The 25712-nt window shown below is 35.4% G+C and carries 19 protein-coding genes and 10 pseudogenes; 3 read left to right on the top strand and 26 right to left on the bottom strand.

The window, feature by feature from the left end:
• Positions 1–319: 319 nt before the first annotated feature.
• The 25 genes and pseudogenes from NMD99_RS05555 to NMD99_RS05430 form a co-directional block, all read right to left on the bottom strand.
• Positions 320–718: a hypothetical protein gene (locus tag NMD99_RS05555; protein ID WP_309165800.1), complete on the bottom strand. Its 399-nt coding sequence runs from the start codon at positions 716–718 to the stop codon at positions 320–322.
• Positions 719–781: 63 nt separating this feature from the next.
• Positions 782–2304: pseudogene (locus NMD99_RS05550) on the bottom strand (recombinase family protein).
• A 9-nt stretch (positions 2305–2313) separates the two neighbouring features.
• Positions 2314–2742, bottom strand: a complete 429-nt coding sequence (locus NMD99_RS05545; RefSeq protein ID WP_309166955.1) for a DUF2924 domain-containing protein — start codon at positions 2740–2742, stop codon at positions 2314–2316.
• A gap of 32 nt (positions 2743–2774) precedes the next feature.
• The gene (locus tag NMD99_RS05540; protein ID WP_309165799.1) at positions 2775–3356 is read right to left on the bottom strand and encodes an ankyrin repeat domain-containing protein; all 582 of its coding nucleotides are present in this window, start codon (positions 3354–3356) and stop codon (positions 2775–2777) included.
• Between the two features lie 185 nt (positions 3357–3541).
• Positions 3542–4165 (bottom strand): ankyrin repeat domain-containing protein, encoded by a 624-nt coding sequence (locus tag NMD99_RS05535; protein ID WP_309165797.1) that lies wholly within the window; start codon positions 4163–4165, stop codon positions 3542–3544.
• 17 nt (positions 4166–4182) lie between these two features.
• Complete coding sequence (locus NMD99_RS05530; RefSeq protein ID WP_309165795.1) at positions 4183–4920, bottom strand: ankyrin repeat domain-containing protein; 738 nt, start codon at positions 4918–4920, stop codon at positions 4183–4185.
• Between the two features lie 167 nt (positions 4921–5087).
• Positions 5088–6241: pseudogene (locus tag NMD99_RS05525) on the bottom strand (phage tail protein).
• Positions 6241–7041: a baseplate assembly protein gene (locus NMD99_RS05520; protein ID WP_309165793.1), complete on the bottom strand. Its 801-nt coding sequence runs from the start codon at positions 7039–7041 to the stop codon at positions 6241–6243. The pseudogene NMD99_RS05525 and the gene NMD99_RS05520 overlap by 1 nt, the downstream one beginning before the upstream one ends.
• A 2-nt stretch (positions 7042–7043) precedes the next feature.
• On the bottom strand, positions 7044–7379 hold the full coding sequence (locus NMD99_RS05515; RefSeq protein WP_309166953.1) for a GPW/gp25 family protein: 336 nt from the start codon (positions 7377–7379) through the stop codon (positions 7044–7046).
• A gap of 7 nt (positions 7380–7386) precedes the next feature.
• A complete protein-coding gene (locus NMD99_RS05510) occupies positions 7387–8424 on the bottom strand; it encodes a PDDEXK nuclease domain-containing protein (protein WP_309165791.1) in 1038 nt (345 codons plus the stop codon).
• A gap of 29 nt (positions 8425–8453) precedes the next feature.
• Complete coding sequence (locus tag NMD99_RS05505) at positions 8454–8708, bottom strand: PAAR domain-containing protein (RefSeq protein ID WP_309165789.1); 255 nt, start codon at positions 8706–8708, stop codon at positions 8454–8456.
• An 11-nt stretch (positions 8709–8719) separates the two neighbouring features.
• Positions 8720–9184 carry a phage baseplate assembly protein V gene (locus tag NMD99_RS05500; protein WP_309165788.1) on the bottom strand — a complete coding sequence of 155 codons (465 nt, stop codon included), beginning with the start codon at positions 9182–9184 and terminating at the stop codon, positions 8720–8722.
• Positions 9171–9650 (bottom strand): annotated as a pseudogene (locus tag NMD99_RS05495) (hypothetical protein). The gene NMD99_RS05500 and the pseudogene NMD99_RS05495 overlap by 14 nt, the downstream one beginning before the upstream one ends.
• Positions 9647–10152, bottom strand: a pseudogene (locus tag NMD99_RS05490) (phage tail protein). The pseudogenes NMD99_RS05495 and NMD99_RS05490 overlap by 4 nt, the downstream one beginning before the upstream one ends.
• A gap of 1 nt (position 10153) precedes the next feature.
• Positions 10154–10458 (bottom strand): annotated as a pseudogene (locus NMD99_RS05485) (head-tail joining protein).
• Between the two features lie 81 nt (positions 10459–10539).
• Positions 10540–11488: pseudogene (locus NMD99_RS08135) on the bottom strand (major capsid protein).
• An 86-nt stretch (positions 11489–11574) separates the two neighbouring features.
• Positions 11575–11943, bottom strand: coding sequence for a head decoration protein (locus tag NMD99_RS05470; RefSeq protein ID WP_265016608.1), 369 nt, complete (start codon positions 11941–11943; stop codon positions 11575–11577).
• 67 nt (positions 11944–12010) lie between these two features.
• On the bottom strand, positions 12011–13045 hold the full coding sequence (locus tag NMD99_RS05465) for a S49 family peptidase (protein WP_309165785.1): 1035 nt from the start codon (positions 13043–13045) through the stop codon (positions 12011–12013).
• A complete protein-coding gene (locus NMD99_RS05460; RefSeq protein ID WP_309165783.1) occupies positions 13045–14451 on the bottom strand; it encodes a phage portal protein in 1407 nt (468 codons plus the stop codon). The genes NMD99_RS05465 and NMD99_RS05460 overlap by 1 nt, the downstream gene beginning before the upstream one ends.
• Complete coding sequence (locus NMD99_RS05455) at positions 14452–14676, bottom strand: gpW family head-tail joining protein (protein ID WP_174516715.1); 225 nt, start codon at positions 14674–14676, stop codon at positions 14452–14454.
• Positions 14666–16499 (bottom strand): annotated as a pseudogene (locus tag NMD99_RS05450) (phage terminase large subunit family protein). Before NMD99_RS05450 ends, NMD99_RS05455 begins: the two are co-directional and overlap by 11 nt.
• Positions 16496–17978: pseudogene (locus NMD99_RS05445) on the bottom strand (ankyrin repeat domain-containing protein). The pseudogenes NMD99_RS05450 and NMD99_RS05445 overlap by 4 nt, the downstream one beginning before the upstream one ends.
• 19 nt (positions 17979–17997) lie before the next feature.
• On the bottom strand, positions 17998–18447 hold the full coding sequence (locus NMD99_RS05440; protein ID WP_309166952.1) for a hypothetical protein: 450 nt from the start codon (positions 18445–18447) through the stop codon (positions 17998–18000).
• Between the two features lie 63 nt (positions 18448–18510).
• Positions 18511–19717 (bottom strand): annotated as a pseudogene (locus NMD99_RS05435) (DNA modification methylase).
• Between the two features lie 112 nt (positions 19718–19829).
• The gene (locus NMD99_RS05430) at positions 19830–20297 is read right to left on the bottom strand and encodes a crossover junction endodeoxyribonuclease RuvC (RefSeq protein ID WP_309165781.1); all 468 of its coding nucleotides are present in this window, start codon (positions 20295–20297) and stop codon (positions 19830–19832) included.
• Positions 20298–21155: 858 nt separating this feature from the next.
• Between NMD99_RS05430 and rhuM (NMD99_RS05425) the strand changes: the two are divergent.
• Together rhuM (NMD99_RS05425) and rhuM (NMD99_RS05415) are read left to right on the top strand one after the other, a co-directional pair.
• Positions 21156–21477, top strand: a pseudogene (gene rhuM, locus NMD99_RS05425) (RhuM family protein).
• A gap of 8 nt (positions 21478–21485) precedes the next feature.
• Positions 21486–21821 carry a RhuM family protein gene (gene rhuM / locus NMD99_RS05415; protein ID WP_309166950.1) on the top strand — a complete coding sequence of 112 codons (336 nt, stop codon included), beginning with the start codon at positions 21486–21488 and terminating at the stop codon, positions 21819–21821.
• A gap of 1048 nt (positions 21822–22869) precedes the next feature.
• Here rhuM (NMD99_RS05415) and NMD99_RS05410 read toward each other — a convergent pair.
• Entirely contained in the window at positions 22870–24960 is a 2091-nt protein-coding gene (locus tag NMD99_RS05410; RefSeq protein WP_309165776.1) for an AAA family ATPase, read from the bottom strand.
• A gap of 231 nt (positions 24961–25191) precedes the next feature.
• Here NMD99_RS05410 and NMD99_RS05405 point away from each other — a divergent pair, with 231 nt between their 5' ends.
• Positions 25192–25686 carry an RNA polymerase sigma factor gene (locus NMD99_RS05405; protein ID WP_213864031.1) on the top strand — a complete coding sequence of 165 codons (495 nt, stop codon included), beginning with the start codon at positions 25192–25194 and terminating at the stop codon, positions 25684–25686.
• The last annotated feature ends 26 nt before the right edge of the window (positions 25687–25712 follow it).

Below are 25712 nucleotides of genomic sequence, written 5' to 3'. Positions count from 1 at the left end.
CAGAGGTGACCTTACAATCGCATTTTAGGCTTTAGATGTACTTTTTAGGTCATCTCTTACAACTATTTCTGTAAACCCCATAAAAACCCTAGCAAATGAATCTGTGGATTTAACGGCGTAAAGGACTTCAAAAATGCCAATTGTTTTGTTAGCAAGTAGTAAAATTTTCATATTTTTCGAGTATACACATTTTATGCCAGATTCAAAAAAGGCTGAGTGGTGAGTTGTTCTACATCTTCAACTTTTTCGAGTTTAGTATTGGGCTTTATAAAGATTGTACAGCGCAAAACCTACATAAGCCAATCCCCGCCAATTACCGCTATAACGTGCATTTCCAGGATATAGCAACACTACTCACTAATAACGCTGTACCAACAAAACCAGTTAAGATTGTTTGTCTTTGCTGCGTTGTTTTTATTGATGGGTTGTCTTTTTTGTCTGTTGCATCGCCATCAAAACATACAGCTAAAGAGGGGCTGTCAGTGGCATTTGGCGTTTCTATTGAGGAGTTTTGGGCTTTTTCGCTGGTTTCACATGTAGGTTGAAGTATATTAAGATCATCACTATTTTCGTTGATATTTTCACACAATTGAGCTGTAGCTTTTTCAGCATTAGTTTGTTCTTTTACCTCAACATCTTTTGGTACATCAGAGGTCCTTGATTCCTCTGTATCAACTGCAGTAGCGGCAATTTGGCTACCTTTCTTATTTCTCAGCAATACCTTTCAATAGTTTTGGTGTTCATAGTTTCTCTCCTTTTGTTGTTTTTATAAATGGTGTAATTACGCCGCTAATCCATAAAATTTCTCTAGTTGCTCACTCCATAACATCGGTATTTCCCTCAAGTCAGCTAACTTCAAACCCCTTGGCTGTCTCCCATTTATTATGTCTTCCTTTATTTTTGGAGCTAAATAATTTAATCTTAAAATTTGTTGTATACGTCTTGTACCTATATTAATTTTAACGCTCAGCTCTTTCACACTTCCATATTTGCCCTCTTCTAGCTGACGTTTCCAAAGGTGTGCTCTCACCACTGCTTTCAGTAGCGCATTATTTGTTTTTCCTTCTGGTTCTACTACTGTGCATTTGTTTCCTTTCTTCTTTAAATTCATTGGTATAAATATCTCTCCTGATTCAGAACTTACTACTATTCCATCGTCTCTTACCATTACCCCACTTATTAAGTTCTTTACTACTTCCTTCTGTTTTCCGAAGCTTAACTCTTCCCATTCTTCCGCTTTTTCTTGCCAATTTTTGTATAGGTGCTCTGCTCTCTTCATTACTTCTTTTTCTACTTCTCCGGCTACTATATTCCGACTCTTTGACGCACAGCTTTTTCCAACTAAATGATTGTTGCATACGTAATATCTATACCTTTTATTCTCTTTTTTGCGTACGTCAGCGTCATATTTGCATTACAGCTCTTGCACTTTATTATTCCCTTTAGCAATGCTTCTTCATATTTTGCTTTTCTATATGGCTGATTCTTTATCAATTCTTGCGCTTTTTTCCATTTTTCTTCTTCTACTATTGATTCATGCTTTCCTCCGTACTGTTTATCATAATGCCTTATTTTTCCCATGTATACTGGATTTGTTATTATTCTCCTTACTGTCGCTTTCTTAAATATCTCTCCTCCATACACTTTTCCCGATTTTGCTTCAAATCTCTTTGTTCTGTGCCCTTCGCTGTTTAACTCCCTTGCCAATTCTGCCATTGATCTCAGCTCCAAATATCTTTCAAATATATGTTTCACCGTCTTTGCTTCTTTCTCATTTATTATTAATTCTTTATCTTTTACATCATACCCTAGCGGCAAAGTTCCTCCCATCCACAACCCTTGCTCTTTTGATGATGCTATTTTATTTTTTACCCTTTCTACGATCATTTCTCTTTCTAGTTGTGCTGCTCCTGATAACACTGTTTGTACAAAATTTCCCATTGGCGTATTATTGTCAAATATTTGTGTTACTGCTATAAAATTTACTCGGTGCCTTCTAAAAAATGATGTAACTTCTATACTATCTTTTGTTTCCCTTGATAGTCTATCTAATGTATATACTACTACACAATCTACTTCTCCTGCCTTTACATCTTCAAATAATTCCTTTATCGCTGGTCTTTCTAAATTTTTCCCTGAATATCCTCCATCATCGTACCTTCTTGCCAATGCTACCCAGCCCTCTCTGCTCTTTATGTACTTTTCACATGCTACTCGCTGTGCATCAAGACTGTTAAACTTTTGTTCTAGTCCATCCTCATTTGATTTTCTTGTATATATCGCACACCTTACCTCTTTTAGCATTCTCTCTCCTCAATTTCCACTTTTATCACGCATCCCGAATAATAAAGGTCCGTTGTAGCTCATTCCCATTATTTTTCCTGCCACTGCTGATAATGACGTATAAAACTCTTCTCTGTAGATTAAACCCTTATCTGTTACCATTACCGCGTGAGTCTCTTCCCCTCTCTCTAGTATTAATTCTGTCCCTTCTACTGGTAATTTATCGCTACTTATTCTTTTTCCCTTCTCTAGCCGATCTGTCAGATACTCTAGTCTTTTTGCTACTTTTCTTGACATTTCTCCATACGCTTTTTCTTGCATTCTATAAGCTAATCTTGGTATCAGATATTTCTTTGAGTATCTAGGCGCTTCTTTCCCATATACCTTCTTCCATATTTTTCTCAGCTCTTCCAACGCTTTTTTCTCTAAATTCATTACTTTCTTTTCTATTTCTTCCATCCTAGCTTCTGAATTTAAAAAAAAGTTACGGCTCATAGCACTTTTTCATCCATAGTTTCTACCTCTTCTTTTGCCACTATCACACCTGCTGCTGTACTTTCCGATATAACCCTTATTCTTTCTATAAACTCCCTCTGTTTATTTGCCATTTTTACGTTCTCTAACACTTCTTTTATCTCTTTATTATTTCTCGCATAATCCATTGGGGTTTTGCCAGATTTATCCTTTTGCTCTACATTCGCTCCCGCCTTTACTAGCTCTTCTACTACTTTTATCTCTGCTACCATGCATGCCAGATGTAACGCGGCAAATTTGCTACTTCGTTCCACTGCGTTTACATCGGCTCCTGCCTTTATCAGCTCCTTTGTATTTTCTAGACGTTGTCCCATTACTGCTAAGTGCAGTGGTCTATATTTCCCGGCATCTGCTGCATCTACATCTGCTCCCTTTTTGATTAATAACCTAACTTTTTTTGGATCTGGCATTCCCACCGCGTAATGCAATATCGTCCTTCCTTTTGTGTCTTTTTTATTAATATCTTCTATTGAGTTATCTAATACTTCTTTCCATGAATTATTAAATTCTTCTCTTTCTTTCTTACTAAATTTTACCATAACGTTCCTCAGCTATTAATGCAATATAAAGTGGCTCCAATTTGGCTCACTTTAGCGCTTGATAATTCTTGTTTGTTTACCAGCTACTTTTTCACTTATGGCTGTTTTGGCATAAAAAGCAAGTTTTTTTTTACAAAATATACACATTTTTTCCACATATTATATTAAGATATAAATCTATATGCTTAATCTATTAAATCCGCCTCCTTTAGTTGTAATTCATTCACGTTTCGTTTCTCTATTATCTCCTCTATTGCCTCTTTTGCCCTATCGTACATTTCTGGTATTTCTTTCATATTTACACCTTTCTTTTCTAGAAAACTTGCTACCCTTTTATAAACTTTAGCATAGTGTAGTGGGCTACATCCAAATTTATCTACTGTATCAAGATCTCCTCCTGCATTTATCAGCTCTTCTATTGTTCCTATTCTTCTTGCTAAACAGGCTAAGTGTAGTGGTACTGCTTTATTGTTTGATTTTGCATTTACTGTAGCTCCTCCTTCTATCAGCACTTTCACATTTTTTCTTCTTCCTAAAAACGCTGCTAGGTGCAACGGTGTCTCGCCTCTATTGTTTCTATCGTTTGTACCTGCACCTTTTTCTATTAATAACTTTATTACTTCTGGCTCTGACACCTGTGCTGCTCGGTGCAATATTGTGCAACCTGCTGCGTCTTTTTCATTTATTTGTTGAAACCTGTTTTCTGATAATGCTTTCAATAACCTATCAAAAACATTCCTTGCTTCTTTCCTTGACATAACATACCTCACTTTCCCTTTGAAATTTTCGCAACCAAACTCTTTGCTCATCTTTTTGAGCTCCCTTCTCACCACATCTTGCTTAAGTCTGCCTCCACCACTTCATCAATCATTTCATTCACTTGGCTGATTATCTTGCTTGCTAAATTTTTACATTCTTCCTTTATTAGTGATTTGTCTCTCTTCCTTATTTCTCCTATCTCTATTATTTTTAACTCAGGTAAATAGCTCCTATCCAACATATCTGCTATTTCTCCCACTAGACCCTCTATTCCATAGCACGTCAGTTTTCTACTTTTTGTTATTCCACCTTGCTTTCCCAGAAATTTCCTCGCCTTTTCATTCTCTCCATTATCCCATAGGCCATACCTTTCACTCTCCCATATATAATACATTGGTGTTGCACCATATTTATCCAGTTGATTAACTCCAGCTCCTGCTTTTACTAGCTCTTTTATTATTGCAATTCCTGCCCCTAGCCTACATGCAGAGTGCAGTGGCGTACATCCGTTGATATATTTAGTGGCATTTATTTCTCCTCCTCCCCTGATCAGCACTTTTACATTTTCTAAACTTCTCGCAAATACTGCGCAGTGCAGTGGTGTATAACCCTTTTTATCTCTTGCATTGATGTCCGCTCCTTTTGTTATTAATAACTTCACTGTTTTGCAATCGGAGATTTCTACTGCATGGTGCAATACTGTTTCCCCTTTTTCATCTTTTTCATTAATATTCTTAAACGAGTTCTCTAATAATTCATAAAATGACTTATTAAAAGCTTCTCCCTTTTCCTCACTGAACTTCATACTTACCTCACAAAATTAGCTTTTCTAGCGCCAGACAAATTTCTTATATTTACCTGCTGCTATTCAAGTCATGTCCTTTTTAGCATGAGAAAGCAAGTCCTTTTCTTTTTATTTCATACACTTTTACCTATTATTAATATAATATATGAGGATCTAAATATAAGTATTTAACTTATTACACATATTGCTTGATTATCTTTCCAACTTCTGTGCAAATGTCGATGTTCGTGCCATTTCAGTACTCCTGGATAAAACACTAAAATGTGATTTTCTAATTCGTGTATTGAGTCTTTCTGCTCTAAATCATTTTTATAGTAAACGTTGTGTTCTGCTAAACCATATCTTGTGATCTGCTGATTGGTATAATTTTCTACTTTGTAATCATGGATAACGCTAAACCTTCCTAAAATTGGTTTATATTTTAAATTCCAACGTTGACCTGAAAGTTTATCGCTTTCCAATACAAATTTATTCCCTTTTTCCTCTACACTACCAACTGGAAAGCATGCGTTTATTTCTCCTAATCTCCAACTATCAGATAATACTATCTGTGCTTTCGCAAACTTTATTTCTGGTAATAAATTCTGTGGTAATGGATATAGTGCTTTTAAGTTATACCACTGATGATTTCTTTCATAGATGCCTTTGTAATCCTTCGTATGAGGCTCTGTTTCTCCAAGTACTGCTACATCTAACCGATATATATCATTACTAAGCGCTTGTTCATAATGGTTGCGTAGATAACTCTCTATAACCTTAATTGATTCACCACTGAACCTGAAAAAATTTACTCTTCCAAACGATAATACTGGTCCGTCTTTTTCAATTTTTATCCCTGAGTAATCCGATAACAAACTTCCAAAAAAGCTTTCATCTAAAATAAATCTGCTAATATTATAGTGATCATTGAAAATCCTCATTAGCCGCGATCTTGCTGGTAGTGATAGTTTTGCAAGTTCTACTACTGCATCTACAAAAAAGTCATTTGGAACATCTTTTATTCCTATTTGCAGTTCAAAAAAATGTTTACCAGATGGTTCTTCGATAATTGTAATATCTTCTATATTTGCCCATTTTAGTGCTATTTTAAGTGATGCAGGCGTTCCACGTAGTCTTTGAAACTTTACTCCTTCTACTATCGCTCTTCTTTTATCTTTTACCCAGCGTAGTATCTCCCCAATTCATATTCCTCAATCAACCACGGCAATGTTTCTTCTTTAAGACTAAACTTAAACCCTCTGATGCAACTTGGATCAACTTTATAATCCGTTGCATCTACTAGCGCTTTTTCCTGTTTTGTTGCATTTGGTGGCAATAACATTAATTCAACCCAATCTCTAAGTTTCTTAAAGCAGCACACTCATTACCTAGCACCACAACATCTTCTTTTGGCTCGATTAATTCCACATTTTCTACACCATCTACAAATAAATTCGCTATTATCCATGATCTTGTCACACTCCACCCCAATCTCTTTGCTAACTCAAATTTTTCGATAAATTGTTTCTTTGCTATTTCAATAATTTCTGGTAGTGCCTGTGAATTAACACTGATCCTGCTGTGAATATCTATTTCCGTAATATTGCAACCTACCACTGTTACTGTATCGGTTAAAACCCTTATATCATCTCTAGTAACCTGCTTTTTTACAATTTCAAGTAGTTCTTCTGACACCATGCCAGTTGTGGATAATTGTGTTGATAAGATTGAAATTTGTACTTTCCCTGGTATAGGCGATTCTACTAGCGCATCCTTTACTCTTCTATCTGCCGAAAGTGCATGATAACGATAATATTCTTTGCTTCCTCCCTTGCTTGAGCCTACTATCTTTGCTTTAATTCTTTTTCTAAATCGTTCATCCTCTTCTTCTTTCTGCCTCTCCACTCCATAAAACTCAGCTAAATTATCAAGATCTTCTCCCGTTGCAAACTTAAGTAAATTACTTTTTATTGCTTCATTTATTCTTTCTCTGAGTAGTAATTCCCTCCATGCTGCAACTTCCAAAACCTTCATCGCTGGGTCACTTTCTACTAATGCTGTAAAACTTTTCACTAACTCTTCCTTCATCCGAGAAAAAATCTCTTCAAAGTTCAGTGGTTCGATAATGTTTGGCTGCTGCATTTTTAAACAACTACTCCATTAATATTTATGAACTTACCTTCTGAAAGATAGACACCTTCTAAATTCAATGTTACTCTCCCTTCTTTTATTCCTTCAACTTTTACTTTTTCCAATTTAAACCTCTTTTCCCATTTTTCCAAAGCTTCTGCAGTTGCTGCGTAAATTTCCAAAGTTAAATCCCTATTTATTGGCTTATCTACTAACTCAAATAATCTTGATCCATAATCTCTTCTCATTATTCTACTGTTAATAGGAGTGGTCAGTATATCAATTATCGACTGCTTTAAGTGCTCTATTCCTTCTAACGTTTTTCCTGTTTTAGCATCCATTCCTCGCATATATTTTTCATGGCTCTGACTTAATACTTGCATGTTTTTCACGTGCTATAGAGATAGCCTTTCTCAACTTCTTCTCAAGAATTTCTTTAGAAGGAAGCTGTGTTAAATACTGTGCAACATGAATATTAGAGCCTTCAAGTTCAAGATATTCTATATCTTCTTGATCCTTATCAGCACATAAAATAATCCCTAACGGCTTTTCTTCACCTGCTTTTCGTTCATTTTTATTCAACCAATTTAAATACCATTCCATCTGTCCTTTATAAGCTGGTTCAAAACGACCTATTTTTAGTTCTATTGCTATAAGGCGTTTTAATCCTCTGTGAAAAAATAGCAGGTCCAAATACCTGTCAGTTGCTTTAGTACTCATCCTTTTTTGACGTGTTACAAAACAAAAATCATTTCCAAACTCTTGTAAAAATTTTGTCAGTTCATCCAAGATTGTATTTTCTAGATCAGTCTCACTATAACTTGATGGCAATTCCATGAAGCTAAGGAAGTATGGGTCATGAAAAATGAATTCTGGTGCTAACATATTTTCTTCACGTAAATTTTTTATACTCCTTCTTATGAAATCTTCAGGTTTTTTTGCTAGTGCTGTACGTTCATACAACATAGTATCGATTTTACTACGTAGTGCCCTAACACTCCACCTTTCAATACGACACATTTCTATATAATAATTACGCTTCAGCTCATCAGAAATTGCAATAATTTCTACAAAATGTGACCAACTCAATTGTTGTGACAGTGTCGCGACAATCTCTTGATCAGGAAAGAATTTAGAAAATTGTACCATACGAAATAATGACGTTCTATCAAATCCACGTCCATATTTAATCTGAAGTTCTTTTGCAAGTTGAGAGATGATTTGCTTCCCATAATCTGCACGTTTGTGCTTTAGGATATCTTGATCAATTCTGGAGCCAATTTCCCAGTTTAACAATACTAGAGTAGAGTTGAATTGAACAGAAAGATGATTCTTTGCTCTATCTATTAAATTACTAATGTCTCCTAATAGACTAGTAGTTATATCGATATTCATAACTTTATTTTTGATAAGTATAGCATATTTTATCCTGAAAAAATGTTACTGCTACCACTGATCACCTTGGAACCACAAGAAACCATATCACCAACTCTTCCCACTCCAAACCCATTTGCAAACACTGTTTTTGATCCTTCAGTTAATATTCTACCTTCTGTAAAATTATCTCTTTTCCGGCAAACTGGCTTACCATTTACAAAAACATTGTTACTCCCACTAATGCAAAAATGCAGTGTTGTTTCTATACAATAATCCCCTAACCGCACAACTGATTTATTCATTCCTTTTCCGTTTAATTTAGATTTATTCTTTTTGCTTTTAGGTTTATTTCGCTCTTTGTCATTTCTATACTCGATCCTCCAGCCTTCAGTGTTATTTTGTCTGCTACTTCAATCTCTAAATGATGCTTACCTTTATCATATGTAAACTTTGTTCCATCTTGAAACTTCACACTATTTATTTCTTTTTTATTCTCTGGTGCAGCGTATTTTTCCTGATATATTCCTCCTAATATCACTCCTAATGATAGTTCACCAAGAGGAGAAAATACCATTACTTGTTCATCAATATCTGGCGGAGACCAATCTCTATCTTTTCCTGCTTTGCTTGTTATCCATGGCAGATAATCTGTTACAATACCTCCTATTTTTACTCTTACTTTTGCTTTTTCATAACCTATTTCTTTTACCACTCCTATACGAATGATGTTCGCTAATTTTCTATTTAGCTCTGAAATTGCAAAACTATGATCCAACATTTATATTTCCTACGTTTATTGTATGTGGCTTAATTTTTCCCTCTAACCAGACTGATTCTCCCACATGCAGATAGTGGACCCATTCAATCAACCACACTAAATACGCATCTAACTCTGGCCTAAATCCGTCATTTCCCAGATATAAATTCTCCTGGTGAAACATTTTCCACGTTCCAAGTATTTTTATTTACTACTCTTGCTACTTCTGCTGCTAATATTCTGACAACTACCGAGGAATCCTCGACTGTTCCATCAACTACAATCCTTGCTTCAAACCTGGCTTTCAAGGCTAATTCTTCTGTTCCAGGATCTTTCCCCGATTCTAAACTCAAGCTTCTACAAATACCGCTGGCGCTAATAATTCTTTTCTTATCGATGGATAAATTTCACATGTCTGTATAGCCGATATTTCTTCCTTCAGTGTGCTGCAAATTGCTTGATGTAAATCTGTCCAGAACTTTGTCATATCTTTAAAATATAGTTTAGCTCATGCTTAAAGTATTTCTCAAACTCTCTCTCACTCTCATAATTAACAAGGTCTTTTATTATTCTTGAGCCTTCAGGTTCCAGCGGTAGTTTTACTTCCTTTATTGGCAATGCTGCTCTTCCTTCACGTTTAAACATACCGCTATTTCCTTTTGGCATAACTGCTGCAAATCCTCCTATAAACTCATGCTTTCCTACTTTCGATCCTCTTCTTGTTTTTTGTATTTTGCCAATTGCCGATGCTCTAATGTCATAGAGATTTGCTCTAATTAACACTTCTAATCTGCTAGTTTTCGCCTTAAAAATTCTTAATCTCTTTCTTATCAAACTTAATTTTATCTTCTTTTCCTCACTGATTTCCTTAGCTGCTTGCGCTTTTAACCATAGTGCCGTTCTGTTTAATGCCTCACTATTGCTAATTCTACTTTTCTTCTTTTAGCTTTAATACTTTCTATTACCTCAACTTCTATATGAACAGACATTTTACACCCCATACGCTTCGATTCGCCAGACCATTCCAGATTTATCTCTAAGTGGTGGTGTGTGTATTTTGTATTTGCGATCACCTATAACAAAAATATCTCCTACAATTGGCCTCAGTATATCAAAAATGCTTACCTCAAGAAAAAGCATCTCTCCCACAAATTGTCCTTACCAATCTCGTATAATTTATCTGGCTGTTGCTTTAATACCTGTACCATATATGACTTATCCTTTGATTTATATAAAGCCACTTCTCCTAAATGGGCAAAACAATCTTTTAGTAATCTCTTAATATTCTCTTGCATTCTTTCATAAGTATGCTAACAAGGTATATACTAGTAGAGTCTTCTTATGCCTTACCAACTTGTAATTACTCTACCAGTATGTTAAGCTATGGCGACTTTTACTAATACGCCAGGTCTATGGCACATTGGCAATGGATTCGACTGCGTATGCAAATCAGTTCCTCTATCAAACCTCCTTGGTTCTTGTTTTGCATAGAGTGGCTGTCCAAGAGTATTTACTGTCTCATTAAAGTCTGCTGGTGCAAAATATGTTGTAAATGTGCTCGCTGTTCCTAGTGGAAAACAGTGCCCTGTATCTCTTTCTATAAATCTTCTCACTGTTCCTTCAGGGTCAGTTGCTTGCCCTCTATATTCCTCAAATGTTATTCCGCAAAATGTAAATCCTGATCTCATGTCGTTCCTTAGCGCTGCTCCTTCTTGCCATCTTTCATATGCTTCTTTCACTTTACTATGCGAAGTTAATGCATCAAAAAATTCAGGGCTTACCAAGGCATGTACTCCTGTCATATATTCACCACTTAATTATCTTCTATATGCCGGAGTACTTCCATACACTTACGCTTTACATCTGTTGTTGCTGTTCCAAGGGCAAAATTTACTACTTTTGGCGTGATTTCAAATTCGTTGTACAAATTTAATAATTCTGACCCATCTGCATCTAAAATTATTCCTTTCAGCGCTCCCATTCGCAAATGCTCTAATGTTATTGCATGTTTGTTCCTCATCAATTGCAAATGATCGGTTATTACATCTGCCAGCGCTTTAAGTTCACTCTCTGATCCAAATGCCCTTATTCCCTGTACTTCCTCTGGTAACACTACATCATCATGCGGAATATGTGGAATCGTAAATGTTCTTACCTTTCTTTTTCCTCTTTTCCTACTGTTGCTGGCGCCCCTGGTACTTGCGTTGGTAATAAACTTAATACTCCGTTGTGTTCTTCTATGGTAATATGTCTAAATCTTACTGACCTACTTGGAAACAAATTTAGATTTTCAACTCGTCCATAATTTATCGGCAATATATTCATCGCATTTGTTAGTGCCGTCATGCTAAATGCTGTATTTGTAAATGGATTTTGCATTTTTTCTCTCCTTTTTTTCCTATTAATTTTAGTTAAATTCCCTTGCGGACAATGATCCCTCGTGCTTCAAGTTGCTTTATTGCTGCAGCTTTCTGCTCTTCAGTGATATTTGCTGGCCACACAATTGCATGATCTGCTAGTATTGCACCACGAGTAATAATTACTGCTTTAGCATTTTCTGTCGCATTTACATCACTTACTACTGCACCTATCGCTGTTTGTGTACCATCTGTGGCAGTTGGATTTATTATCTTAACCATGCTATCTTTATCGAGAGCCACTACTGTACCAAGCTTTAGGTTCTGCCCTTTTGCTACTGTTATCTGATCTCTTGAATATAGACTTGATGTCTCATACTTTAATAAGTCACCCAGATTATTTTGTTCGCTTATACAACTCATAAATTTCTCTCCTTAACTGCTTACCGCCGCTTTTATCAATGCTATATACGGCGGTTATAAAAATACTTTAACTCCTACGACTTTTCGCTACCTGCATCATCAATTCTTCTCCTGAATTCTGTGGTATTGCACTCAGTATCTCTGTCTTCTTTGTTCTCTCTGCAAGTAATTCCATTAAAACTTCCCTAGCTTGCTCAACACTTACACTTTGCTCAATAAATTCTCCTATCTTTTCTGGCATCTTCGATAAATTACATAAACGTATTAATTCAAGAACTTCAGTACGATACTTGGTTAAATTATCAGTTTCTAGGTCATTTGTAGTTTGTTCATTCATAGTAATACTCCTGTTTTTATTAATAGATGAAAGAATTGTCATTCCGTCTGCAAGGCCTATTTCTACTGCTTTCTCCCCAAAATATAGCCCTGCCTCTGTTAATCGAATCTTTTCAATTGAAAGACCTCTGTTCCTTGCTATTAGCTGCAAAAACATTTCATATAGTCGGTCTACTTCTTTTTGTAAGCTTTCCAGACTTTCAGACGTCATTGGCTCATGCGGATTTAAATCATTCTTTCGACTGCCAGCAAAGATTGTGGTGTATTTTATTCCCTGTTTTTCATCAAACCCACTTTGATCTATATGACTTGCTATTACTCCAATACTGCCAACACCAGAAGTGCGGGTGAGAAAAATCTTCTCAGCGCTAGAGGCTATAGCGTACGCAGCAGAATATGCATCATCATTTGCTAATGCCACAATTCTCTTTTTTGCTCTTGATTCATAAATAAAATCAGCCAGGTCAAATATACCGTTTACCTCTCCTCCTGGGCTGTCTATTTCCAGTATAATTGTCTCTATGCTACTATCTGCTAATGCTTGTGTAATTTGCTCTTCTATTTGCTCATATGATGTCATTCCCAGAAAGACGTCAAAAGCTCCTGGTTTTTTAGTCAGAATTCCATGAATTGGTATTATTGCAGTTCTTTCTACGTTACTTTTGATGGAGTGCTTTATGTTTTTAAACGTGGGATGTTTTTGATTGTTCAATGACAATAGCTCAAAACTTCTTGGCTCAAGCATTAATGGTTTTCCTAAGAGCATCATAACCCTTTACAATCAGAGTCAAACATTAAATTGAGACTATTTGCACGCTTTTGATCTTCTGCTATTTCTTGATCAATTTCTTCAACATCGTAACCCATTTCTGATACTACTTCTGCTCGACTCTTAAATCCATTTCTTACTGCCATTTGCTGTGCTTGCTGATCTTTCAGTGGATCCACCCAATCAAATCCCTGTGGTATCCATTTTACTTCTTCTTTCGCTGCTTTTACTACTTTTTCATCTATACTCAGTTCTCCACAAAGCACTGCTAATTCTAGCCATCTATTCCAAATAGGTCTACAAAACTGGAACACTATCACGTTATGCTGTAACATTTCACACCTTCTGCGAAACTCTATCAGCCCTGCTCGAATGGATGAATAATTAACACCTGTTAAATCTCCTGTTAGCTGCTCATATGTTATTCCCGTACCTATTGCTATTGCCCTCAGTTGCTGTCTCATGAATGCTTCATAACTTCCTCCAACATCTGATGGCTCTGAAAATTTTATGTCCTCTCCTGGGTCTAAAAGCTGCATTGTTCCAGGTTCCAGGCCAGATAGTGCTACTCCTTGCTCACTTGCTTCACCTTCTCCCATGATATTTGCTTCTGGATCGAGTCTCGTAATAAATCCAGCAAACATTGCTGCAGTTTTCTTTCTCACCAGCTCTGCATCATCATATTGATCAAGCTCATAAAGCTTCAGCAGTATATTAGAAAGCCAAGGCTCCCCTCTAACTTGCCCAGGTCTTAGTGGTCTGTAAATATGTAAAACATCATTTGCTGGCACTCTCACTGATTCTCCAAACATACTTTCACCAGGGTGTTCTTTAAATAGGTAGTATGCTTCTCTTTGCCCAAGCCTGTTAAACTCAATCCCGTTTCTTATTACATTACCATTTCCTAAAGTTTGATTTGTTTTATTATCTAAATGTTCAGACTCAAGTACTTGCAGTTGTAATGGTACAGAAAATCTATCTTCCAGCTTTCTCGTTCTTAAACGTACAAAACATTCTCCTCCCTCTATCATACTTCTGCACACTAGAGCTTGTAATCCATAAAAATCACTTACTCCGTTACTGTCTGCTTCATCTGTCCATTTTAGCCATAATTCTTGTACTTTCTTTCGAAATTCTCCATCTCTTGCTTTTGATTGTGGTTTTATTCCTGTTCCAATAGAGTTACTTACTATCGTATCAATTATATTTGCAGCGTAAGGATTTTTTCTCACCATATCACGTGATCTACTACGTAAAGCTTCAAGGTTTTGAGACAGCAAATTGTTTATACTTCCTAACTCTGGTTGAAAGTGAAAAAATCTTCTTCCTGAGCCTGCTGCATCCCAGGCTGAACTTTTGATTTTTGGCTTGTTGAATAATTGTTTGAAGGTTTTTAATAGCATTTATAAAATTCCTTTACTCGTTGAAAAAACAATTTTCCTCTTTGGCCTCATGCCTGCAACTTTTAACCCCGCTTTTATTCGTTGCCTGAGCTCCAATAAATCCTTTATTTGAACTTCCCCGTACCGCACAACATGGTCACCATATGCAATTGAGACAACTCTTTCTCCGCTTTGCAGTTTTTGAATTGCTTTCTCAACTTGAGTTAAATATTTTTCACTGTACATTTTGATTACCAAGCCACTTACTCTGTCTTACTTTTTTAGGCTTTTTGCTTTCCATTTTTCCACTCAAACTATTCCATTTACTCTCTGGCCAACGATCAATTCCAAGCGCAATAGATGCTGCTCTCGCATAAATTCGGCAATCCAGTACTTCATTTCTTTCTCTTACCTTTTGCCACTCTTGTTTAGTGTATCCTTTTACTACCTTGCTGACTAATTGCTCTGCCGTTAGCTGCTTAAAATATTCAGGTGCATACTCAGGAAAATGACAATATCCTGCTGGAGCTTCTTCACCTTCTTTCAAAATATTAAGTAATTGAAAAAGCTCTGACTTTAATATCGATACTCCAACTGGCCAGAGCTTTATTCCTCTTTTCAGCTTTTGACCACCAACTGTTATATCTACTCTACTTGGGCTGCTAAGTGGCACTAGAGCTTTATTTACACCTTTTACTGCCATTACTCTTCCAGAGCCTTGATGACTCCTTACCCAATTATACACTTCCTGCGTTGCATACCCTGCATCAACCGCCATCATGCTTATCATGTATTCAAGCCCATTTTCACCAATAAAATGATGATTTAAGAGCTCAGAGAGTTTTCCCCATACTTCCCTACCTCCTGTATCTCCTTCAAATACTCGGTAGTCTATTGACCAACTTTCACGGCTTTTTCCCCATGCTACAACTTCTACTTCTAAACGATCTTTTTGGACATCAACACCTGCAGTAAGTACCACTTCTCTCCTTGGTACTGTGCCAATCTGAAAAAATTCTCTCCTGTTAAATAATTGCTTCCAATCAGGTACTTCTCCTTTATCTACCCAAGTTTCTCCTAAAGTGGTATTTATCCAAACTTTAGTAATTGTTCACTTTCCTTTGCATGGAGAAAATCCTCTACTGCTTGTTGCCAACTATACCAGCCAACTGGACTATAAAGACTTGAAAGATGAAATCCTTTTTTCTCACCTTTTACTCTATTAGTAGGCCTCCATTCTCCACGCTCAAGCATCTCTGTCTTTTGATGATTTTCTATCTTTTTACCACATTCTATACATATATAGTGTGCTGTATTTGGATTTTTATCTTCCCATTTTATTTGTGACCATTTTAATATTTGGTAATAATTACAATGCGGACATGGTACAAAAAAATATCTCTTATCTGTTGCTTCAAATTCTTTCTCAATTCTGCTTATTCCATGAATCGTTGGTGTTGATACTAAAAAAATCTTTCGCCGTGCAAATGTATTGGTACGAGCTATGCTGAGTAAAACTGGATCTCCTTCACCTCCTGAATCTCCTGGATAGGCATCAATCTCATCAAGAAAGAGATATTTTACTGGCATAGAACGAAGTCCTACACTGCTATTTGCTCCAGTTATTACTACTATTCCACCTGGAAACTCCTTACTTTGCACAGTATTGCCCGAATCTCTTGACCTTGGGTCTTTTACTTTACTTTTTAAACATGGTGTACTCTCTATTAACGGTGCAAATCTTCCCTTTGACCAACGCTTTCCCATTTCAACTGTTGGCTGTACTACCAGCATTGGACCAGGAGTCTGATCTATGATGTAGCCAATCCAATTGTTACCAGCTTCTGTTCCCCAATCTGCGCTCCTTTCATGAATACTATTTTCTCTGCTGGTGAAGATGGAGATAGTGAATCCATGATTTCTTTTAAATAAGGAGTTCTTTCCGTTCTCCATTTACCTGGCTCTGATGCTGCAGTTGGAGCTAAAACTCGATACTCATTCGCCCACTCTGACACTTTAAGCTGCGGATCTGGTCTTAAACCTTCAGAAAAAGCTCTAGCGTATATCATTGTCTGCATCTACTCATAACTGGTTCTATCTCAACATCATTAACAGTAGAACTACACTCCTCCAATTCCATAAACATCTTTTTCTGAAATTCGTTTCTATATATCTTTTGCTCATCTCACTTATCATTATTGCTATAACAAGCGCAAATACCCCTGTTATTGTTGCAAAAATGATTGCACTGCTTATTGTTGTTGTTATCAACCCTATATATACTGCTACTGCTATTGCGCTGACTGTAGTATAGATGCAGATAATATTATTATGTTTTTTCGTCCTTTTATCTGCTATTTCTCTCTGTGCTATATATTTATTATGAAGGGTTGGAAAATTAACAACGGTATCTCTGCAGAGCAAAGACCCATTTTTTTCAGTAAACAAAACTTTAAGTAACTCTAAATTGTTTGATTTGATTGCTAAGTGAAAAACAGGTGTATAATTTGCCCCTTTTTTCAGCAATAACTTTACTACATGTAAATGCCCTTTTTCCGCAGCAAGGTAAATCGGTGATAAACCTTTATTATTTACAATATCAATATCGATTTCTTCTTTTAAAATTGCATCTACAAGCTCAATTTCTCCCATTTGTGCAGCTAAATGGAGTAGACTATTCTTTTCAGAACCGTATTTATTACTCATCAAAGCCTTCTTTATCTCAGGTTTAGCGTAATCAAATGGTGTTTTACCGCTATCGTCTTTTACCAGAGGGTCTATATCTTCTCGCGTTAGTAAAACTTCTATTGTTTTCAGTCTTTCAGCATAATGTAGTGGTGTTTTATTTTCGTAGTCCTGCAAATTTACTTGAGCATTAGGCTCCTTTATTAAGGATTTGAGGATATCAAGACATAAGTCTCTTTCATCGTAATTAGCATTACTTACAGCTATATGCACAGGTGACAATTTCATTGAGTTTTGTCCCATGCGTGCACTATTCACATCTGCTCCAAGCTTCAGCAGTAACTTTACTATCTCCAACTTTTTATTATTAACTGCATAGTGCATTGGTGTCTGATTTCGTGCATCAAAGACATCTATTTCAGCTTTTCCTTCTCTTATCAAAATCTTTACAACTTCTGCATGTCCTATGCCTGCTGCTAGATGTAATGGAGTATGGTGCAAAGCATTTCGTACATTAACGTCAATACCTTTTCCTATCAAATATCTAACTGCATTAACTTCACCTATCATTGCAGCTAAATGAAGTAAACTATCTTGTTCTGACCCGTACTTGTTATTAATTAGCGCTTGTAATATTTCTGCTTTTTCCCTTCTTTGGCGTAATCAAGAGATGTTTTACCTTCATTATCCTCCACAAAAGGATTAATATTCTTTTTTGTGAGTAACAAATCCACCATGCTTAATTCGTCAAATTCTATAGCGCAATGTAGTGGGGTTTTTCCATTTAATCCTCTAACATTAACATCTAATCCAGGTTGATTAATGAGACACTTTATTAACTCTAAACTTAAGTTATCAGCCATTTTATATTCAAAATCTTTCTTATATTTGAAATTTAGTATTAGATAATTCTTGTAATGAGTTTGTAATCTCTTCAGTTAGCGCCATATGAATCTTTTCAGTGTCACTTAGTGATGCAAGCAATGCTGAAACTCTATTTGGAATATTAAGTAAATTATTACGGACAACTCTTGCTACATTAAATGCATCGCGCTTTACTTCTTCTACTGCTACAAGTTCTCCTATCTCAGCCCTAGCTTTTGCCTCAAGAAGTTTACCTCGTTCCATTTCATTTTTTATTCGAGTTTTTAGCAACATCGTGGAAAGGTTACTTGTATTTTCGTTTTCTGGATTTTTCCTCCTCAGTGGCTGACTTGGATCTCTTATTGCCGCTACTGCTTCATTTGCTTGTTCTCTATTGATCAAACTATCCTCCAACTTAACTATTCCTTTTTTTACTAAATAACAGACATATTGCTTTGATACTCCTATCTCTCTTGCCCATTCCGTCTGCTGATTTTTTCCACTCTTTTCCTCCTCTCTTTTTGCTCCTTTTTACGAATTTTCTTCTTGAATTTCTGCAAAAGTTTTACCAGTACTGGCTAAAAGGGCATCTCTTCCTGTATATATTTGCCAACGTTTTATGGTTACATCTACAAATTTTGAATCTAGCTCTATTGTCCTACAAATTCTTCCTGTTCTCTCACATGCAATCAGTGTACTTCCAGAACCGCTAAATGGATCAAGTACTATGTCTCCTGATCTGCTGCTGTTTACTATTGCTCTCTCCATTAGCTCTACTGGCTTCATTGTTGGATGTAATGAGTTATGTGTTGGCTTATCATAAAACCACAGATCACTTTGATTTCTACCACCATGCCACTCACGTTTATTGCCGCTTTTCCATCCATAGAGCATTGCTTCATATTGTCTCTGATAATCAGATCTGCCTAGTGTAAAATGATTCTTTGCCCAAATGATAAATGTTGACCATTTTCCTCCTGCCTCCTCAAATGCTTTTTGCAACGTTGAAAACTCTGATGATGATATGCAAATGTAAATTGCACCTTTCGTATATGCTAAAATATGGGAACAGATATCGTAGAGAAAAAGTTCGTACTTTTCACCTTGATTATCGTTTAATATTTTTTTATCTTGGCTACCACCATAATCAACATTATATGGAGGATCACAAACAGTAATGTCTGCCATTTTATCATCTAACAGCGCTTTATATGATTCAACTACAGAGCTATCACCACAATAGATTCTATGATCACCTAAAATCCATAGATCACCTGGTTTTGTTACTTGTTTGTCATCAATAGCTAAGTCAGAAAGATCTTCTTTTTCACTATCTAAATCATCAAGGAAATGTTGAACTTTTTCTAATTCAAATCCAGTCATTTTAAGATCAAACTGTAAATCTTCTAACTCTTGAATTTCCACTTTTAAAAGCTCATCATCCCACTTTGCCCAATTAGCTGATTGATTTGCCAGTAATCGAAAAGCTTTGGTTTGTGGTTCATTTAGATTATCACTTAAGACCACTGGAATACTTTCCATACCAAGTTTTCTTGCCGCTTTGAGTCTTAAATGACCATCAACCACAGTACCATCGCTTTTTGCAACTATTGGTATACGAAAGCCGAATTCCCTGATTGAAGCACACATTCTATTTACTACATCGTCATTTTTACGTGGATTACGCTCATATTCGACTAGATTTTCGAGTAGGATAGTAGTGGATTGCTAAATTCATATAATTTAAATTCTTAATAATTAAAAAGTTAATATTTAAAATATCTCTGACACTAAAGAAGGCCTGGGGTCTGACCCACCAAACCCGCCAGTATGGCCGAAAGGACCCACTTTTATGGTATTTTTAATGTGTTAAAATCTTTACTAAAATTCATAGCGTAGAACATTAATGCCAAAGCATCTGCCTCATTATCATCTCTAGGTGAAAAACTTTTTTCACGTATCGCTTCAATAACTTCACTCTTACTTGCATTGCCCTTGCCTGCTATAAAGCGTTTTATAGTTTTAACATTAACACCTTGATAGGGAATATTGTTCTCCTCACACCAAGCAGAGAGAACTGCAAGAAAACCACCGTAGCAATGCGCTGCATCAGTTCCTAGATGTCTTCTCACTTCTTCAAAATACACTGCAGTGAACTCATGTTTCAAAGAATTAAGCCAATTACGAAAGTTTAAGAAACACATTCCACCTCCACTGAAACGGCTACCATGAAAACTTTTGCTCCCACTTTCAATTATTCCATCTGTTAGAATTGCCCAGCCCGTTTGTTTGCCGAGGTCGAGTGTTAGGATTGACATTTGCTATTATTAAAATTACAAGTAGCACTTACTCTAAAATATCGTCTGGTTTCTGCAAAATACACTAGAAATTCATAGGTTTTTGTAGACCAACAACGGAAATTCGAGAATTATGTGCTACTGCAGAAAGTTGTTTTCTTATTATATATTCACCAAAATTACGAAAACTGTTCAATTTTTTTTGCAAAGGATAAAAACCGTTGCTCGCAAGTTCGTTTTGTAACAGTAAGATTACTAAGAATACCATTTAATTAAGTTTTAAAGGGTACTACGTGCATTCTTTGATGAAGTGCTAAGATTTGACTATAAAATTACATCTAGCTTTAAAATGAAGTTTTTACCTCATCTAAAAAAATACAAGTATACTCAATGTTTGTTTGCCGAGTTTTGAATTGACACTTAAAGCTTTTGTATTTGAAGCGCATCCACAAACTATATCAATACCCTTCTATTATATATATATACCGGATTTCTTACTACTTTTTCCGGGGATTTTCTAAAAAAAAGTTAAAATAATTTTAAAACTGCTTATCAGCTAAAGAATAAAGCAGATAGTCCTCTATTTTTAGAGTTTTACAGTTGCTTGTCTTTTTTACAAATAACCTATATGCTACTTGAAGTAAGGTAGAGCAGATATGATAATAAATGGAAACGAAATTTTATTATATACAACTCCAGATGGAGACGTAAGAATTGATGTTTTGTATCGAGATGAAAACATTTGACTTACACAAAAAAGAATGGCGGAGTTATTTGGTGTTAACATTAGAACAATTAGTGAGCACTTACAGAACATATTTGCTAGTCAAGAGTTAGATAAAGATTCAGTTATCCGGATTTTCCGGAATACTGCTGAAGATGGTAAACAGTACCCTACACAATTTTATAATTTGGATAGCTATTGGTTATCGAGTTAATTCTAAAAAGGCTACATCTTTTAGAGTATGGGCTACGAAAATTTTAAAGATCAAAGGATTTGCATTAGATAGCGAACGGCTAAAAAACGGCCCAAAGTTTGGCAAAGACTACTTCAATGAATTACTTGAAAAAATCAGGAGCATCCGAACGTAGGTTTTACCAGAAGATTACTGACATTTATGCTGAATGCTCTGCAGACTATGATCCAAATTCAGAAATAACAAAACAATTTTATGCAAAAGTACAGAATAAATTATATTGATGGCCTAACTGCAGCAGAGCTCTCGAGTTGACCACAAAAAACCAAATATTGGGCTAACTACATGGAAAGATGGTTCTGGCAACAAAATTCATAAGAGTGATGTGAGTACTGCAAAAAACTACTTGACTGAAAAAGAGTTGAGTGCATATTGTTTCCTAGATTATGCGGAACTTCAAGCAAGAAAGCATCGGCTAATGAAAATGCAGAATTGGGTTGAAAAGTTGGATGCATTTCTATTGTTCAATGATTATGAAGTACTTAAAGATGCTGGTAAAGTTAGTGCTGAAGTTGCAAAAGCTCTAGCTGAAGGAGAATACGAAAAGTATAGAGTTATACAAACATGAATCTGACTTTGATGAATTAAGTAAAGAAAGTGAGAAAATAACTACAACAAAAACCAGCTTGTAGTTGAGCTATCTGTGTTTGACATCTTGTCTATCACCTTTTGTTTTAATTTCAAGGGGGGTGAAAAATTGTCCCCACCCTTTAGAAAGCCCCGTATCTCTGCTTTTTATCTACCAATAATATAGTAGAAATTTTGTCTCCATTATACTAGATAAACCTGGAGACGTAAATAAATAAATTTTGATCTTTGTCTCCATCTTGAACTATTGAGAGGGTTTTGTAGCTTATGTTTGCAGCAATTTCAAACTTTTTTCTTTATCTTCACCTACAATTTGTTTATAGAGATTATCTGAAATATTTCCTTAAGAGTTTTAAATAAAAGTCGTTATCTTTCAATAAGACCTCCAAAATAACCAGCTCTTGTTTCACCGAAATTACACAAACCGTTCACTTTTTTGAAAAAATATTTTACAATAAATAAAAAATATGATAAAATAAAACAAGGTTTTTTGTAGCAAGTCAAAGTTTAAGGTAAGAAATAATTTAAAAATGGCTCTTAATCGAGTTTTAAGCTACCTCACATGAGTAACTTGGGTCCTAGTTGTACAATTGTACCCTGAAGTCGTAGAATCTTTTTAAAACGCTATTATCAGCCATCTTGTTTTTTGTAAGCATTTATCTTTCATCTTTTTTTAGGTTATCCAAAATGCAATAGTAGGTTTTTCATATTTTTGTCTATTGAGATTTTGTAGTAAGCTAAAAGCTAAAGGTAGTATGTGTTAATTCATACTACTTAATATTATTATTTATAATAATAGGAGTTATTTTGAAAACTGAAAATCGGACAAAACCCTCTATATTTCTAGCCTTTTATCTCTTTTTTCAGTCTACGATTTCACAGTCTGACGATTTCTTAAACTATTGAAAATCTAGTACTTTTTAATTATTAACAAATTCTGACTTCGTAGACTGAACACATTCTGACAAAAACTGGCCAAGACTGAAAACTGAAATATTTAAGTAATAAAGAATTTTAGTGAAAAAGTTCTAGATATCTAAAATTTGATCGTTATAAACCCAAATATTTGGATTTTCTTCTGGAACAACATCCTCACTTTCCGATGATTTGTAATCAGTAGGTAAAATCTTTTCATAGACTATAACATTCTTGTTTAGTTGATTTGTTACTCTTTTTTCCATACCTTCAACACAAAGTATTCCATATTTTGTTCTTGCAGCATTTTTACCTTCTCTGTTGAATTTTATATAACCTTTTGCAGCAAGCACATCGATACGGTTACGAATAGAATGCTGACTACCAAGACCTGCTTTACCTTCAAATATCTGACAGAATGAATTAATTGTATATACTTTTCCTTTTTCTCGTGCTTCTTCATAAATCAACTGCAAAATAACATCATGTCTACGAGAACGTTCTGCATCTAACTTTTGACCATAACCTTTATTTATAAGCCTCTGTGATTCATAATCAATCATATGCCAGCAGTTATTAATTTTATCTATATATTTTGATGGAATAGCATGACCATTACGTAATTCAAACATCAGTTGACGACTACTTTGCCGTTCATCTGGCTTAAACATTATCATTCCCGTAGTATAAAAGCTTCTTAATGAACCAGCACCACTGAAACTCTGAAAAGGATCTTCTTCTAATGATTTCTTTTGCATCTTCTTCGTGTGATGTACTAAAATGACTCCTGCATTCGGATTAACTAACGCTCTCAATTTTTCAACTCTTTCTTGCAGGAAAAATAGCATAGCATTGTTATCATTTTCACTACTGTTCTCGCCAGCATCAAAAACGTTACGTAGTGGATCAATAGCTATAACATCAACGATATTTGAACCAAATGATTTCTTTATTTCACCAAGAACTTCATCTATACTATCATCATTTAAGAGTAGCTTTGTTTGAGGTGTAATGACTAAGTTATCCAAAGCAATCTCAAGCAGTTCTTCATTGATTTTTAGTTGCTGTAGACGTTCACGCATATAGTGATAGCCAATTTCAGTTTGAAGATAAAAGATCCTCAAAGGCCTTTTAGGTACCATATCAAGAAATTGAACTCCTGCTGCCATGTAAATTAGCCAAGAAATTAAAAAGTCACTTTTTCCTACTTTAGGTGCTCCAGCAAACACTAAAAGTCCACTTGGAGTTAAAATTCGAGGAGCAACTATATCTTCTGGCATCGGTGATTTATCGTTAAAGTATTGCCTTGCAGAAAATGAAATCAAACTTTTTGTACTTAGAGTATTAGTAGTAAGTGCAGTTGAAGCTAAAAATTCTTTAACATTTATTCCTTCCTCTACACAATCAGCAGCATCCCAGCCTTTTGTTTTATTTTGTGGAATATTAAGAACAACAAGTGATTCAACTCCGATTTCTAAAAGCTTTTTTTCAGCATTTTTAGCATATTTCTTACCTGCTTCATCATTATCTGGCCATATAATAATGTGTTTACCTTTTAGCGGAGTCCAATCAGTTTTCTCAATAGGTGCATTTGCTCCAGACATCGCTGTTGTTGCAGTTATTCCCTTCTCTATCAGCGCTTCTGCACATTTTTCCCCTTCCACCAGAACAATTTTATCAGACTTTAAGATTCCTGGAATATTATATAGAGGCCTTATTTCTGGTGATGCAAACTTAGATTGTTTGATATCAAAAGGCTTGTATACTTTTTTCTTTCCAGGAGGATCAGAACGATAAACTTTTACAATCACCTGACCATTTTCATCATAATAATTCCAACTTTGGGTAATGAATTTCTCAAAGTCTTCATCAACATATTGTTTCTCTCTGTATTTTTTATTATTTCCGAGCCATTCACTTATTGAAGCTATTACCTCAGGAAACTCTGTCCTTGCATTCTTTCTATGTACAGCTGCCCAAAGGTCGATAATGTCACCACCTTCTCCAGTTGCAAAATCATTCCATAACCCGGCTCTACTGCCACTTAGTTCTACTCTTAAACTTTTTCCTTTATTACCCCATATATCACCTACTTGAAACTCATTTTTGTGAAAAGTTCCGTTAGGTAGCAAGTACAAAAGACAAGATCTTAAGTTTAATAGAAGTTGTGCTTTAAGTTCTTGAACATTGTATGAATCACTCATGAAATTACCTGTAAGTTGAAAGTCTTGTTCTATATATTCACCGGATTTACAAAAACTGTTCAGTTCGTAGGTGCATTGTCTGATCAAAGTTTTGAGTGTCTGAGGTTTGAAAAAAGATTCCAGGTTTTCAGAGGGTAAAAAACTCACGATTGTCTGAGGTATTTTTTTCATGTCCTACAATATTTACTAAGAAAGTTTCATCCTTAAGTCTTTCATTTAAGGACACATCTTATGAAATCTCGAAACTCTTATTCAGGTATTGATCCTAAAGTTGTTAATTTAATAAAATTTTACGCAAAATATTATAAATCGCTTACTGATCAAGATATTGAAGACATAGAACAAGACCTCTTCTGTGAGTTTCTTTCATGCATAGATCAGTATGATAAAACTAAGGGCAGTCTTTCAACCTTTGCTAAGCAAGTTGTTAAAAATCGTATTAATAATCTAGTCCGTAAACACTCACGTACTACTCCTAAGCTTGAAAATAATGTGCAACAAGAAAGTTACTGCTTTGAAGATGAAACGATACTACGTATTGATGTTGAGCAAATTATTTCAAAATTACCAAAGAAGTGGCAAGTTTTATGTGAACAACTTAAACATCACAGCATTGCTGAAGTTGCAGACATGAACAATATGTCACGGACTACTTTGTACAACATTTTCAAGAAAATGCGATCTAAATTTGCACCTGTTTACGGAAAAAAGCATAAGAAAAATTGAACAGTTTTTTGAAATTTGGTGAATTT

The organism is Wolbachia endosymbiont of Listronotus oregonensis (assembly GCF_031205055.1).
Classification (GTDB): Bacteria; Pseudomonadota; Alphaproteobacteria; order Rickettsiales; family Anaplasmataceae; genus Wolbachia.
Note: the sequence above shows the minus strand (reverse complement) of the source record. Positions and strands in the feature narration are given on the sequence as shown.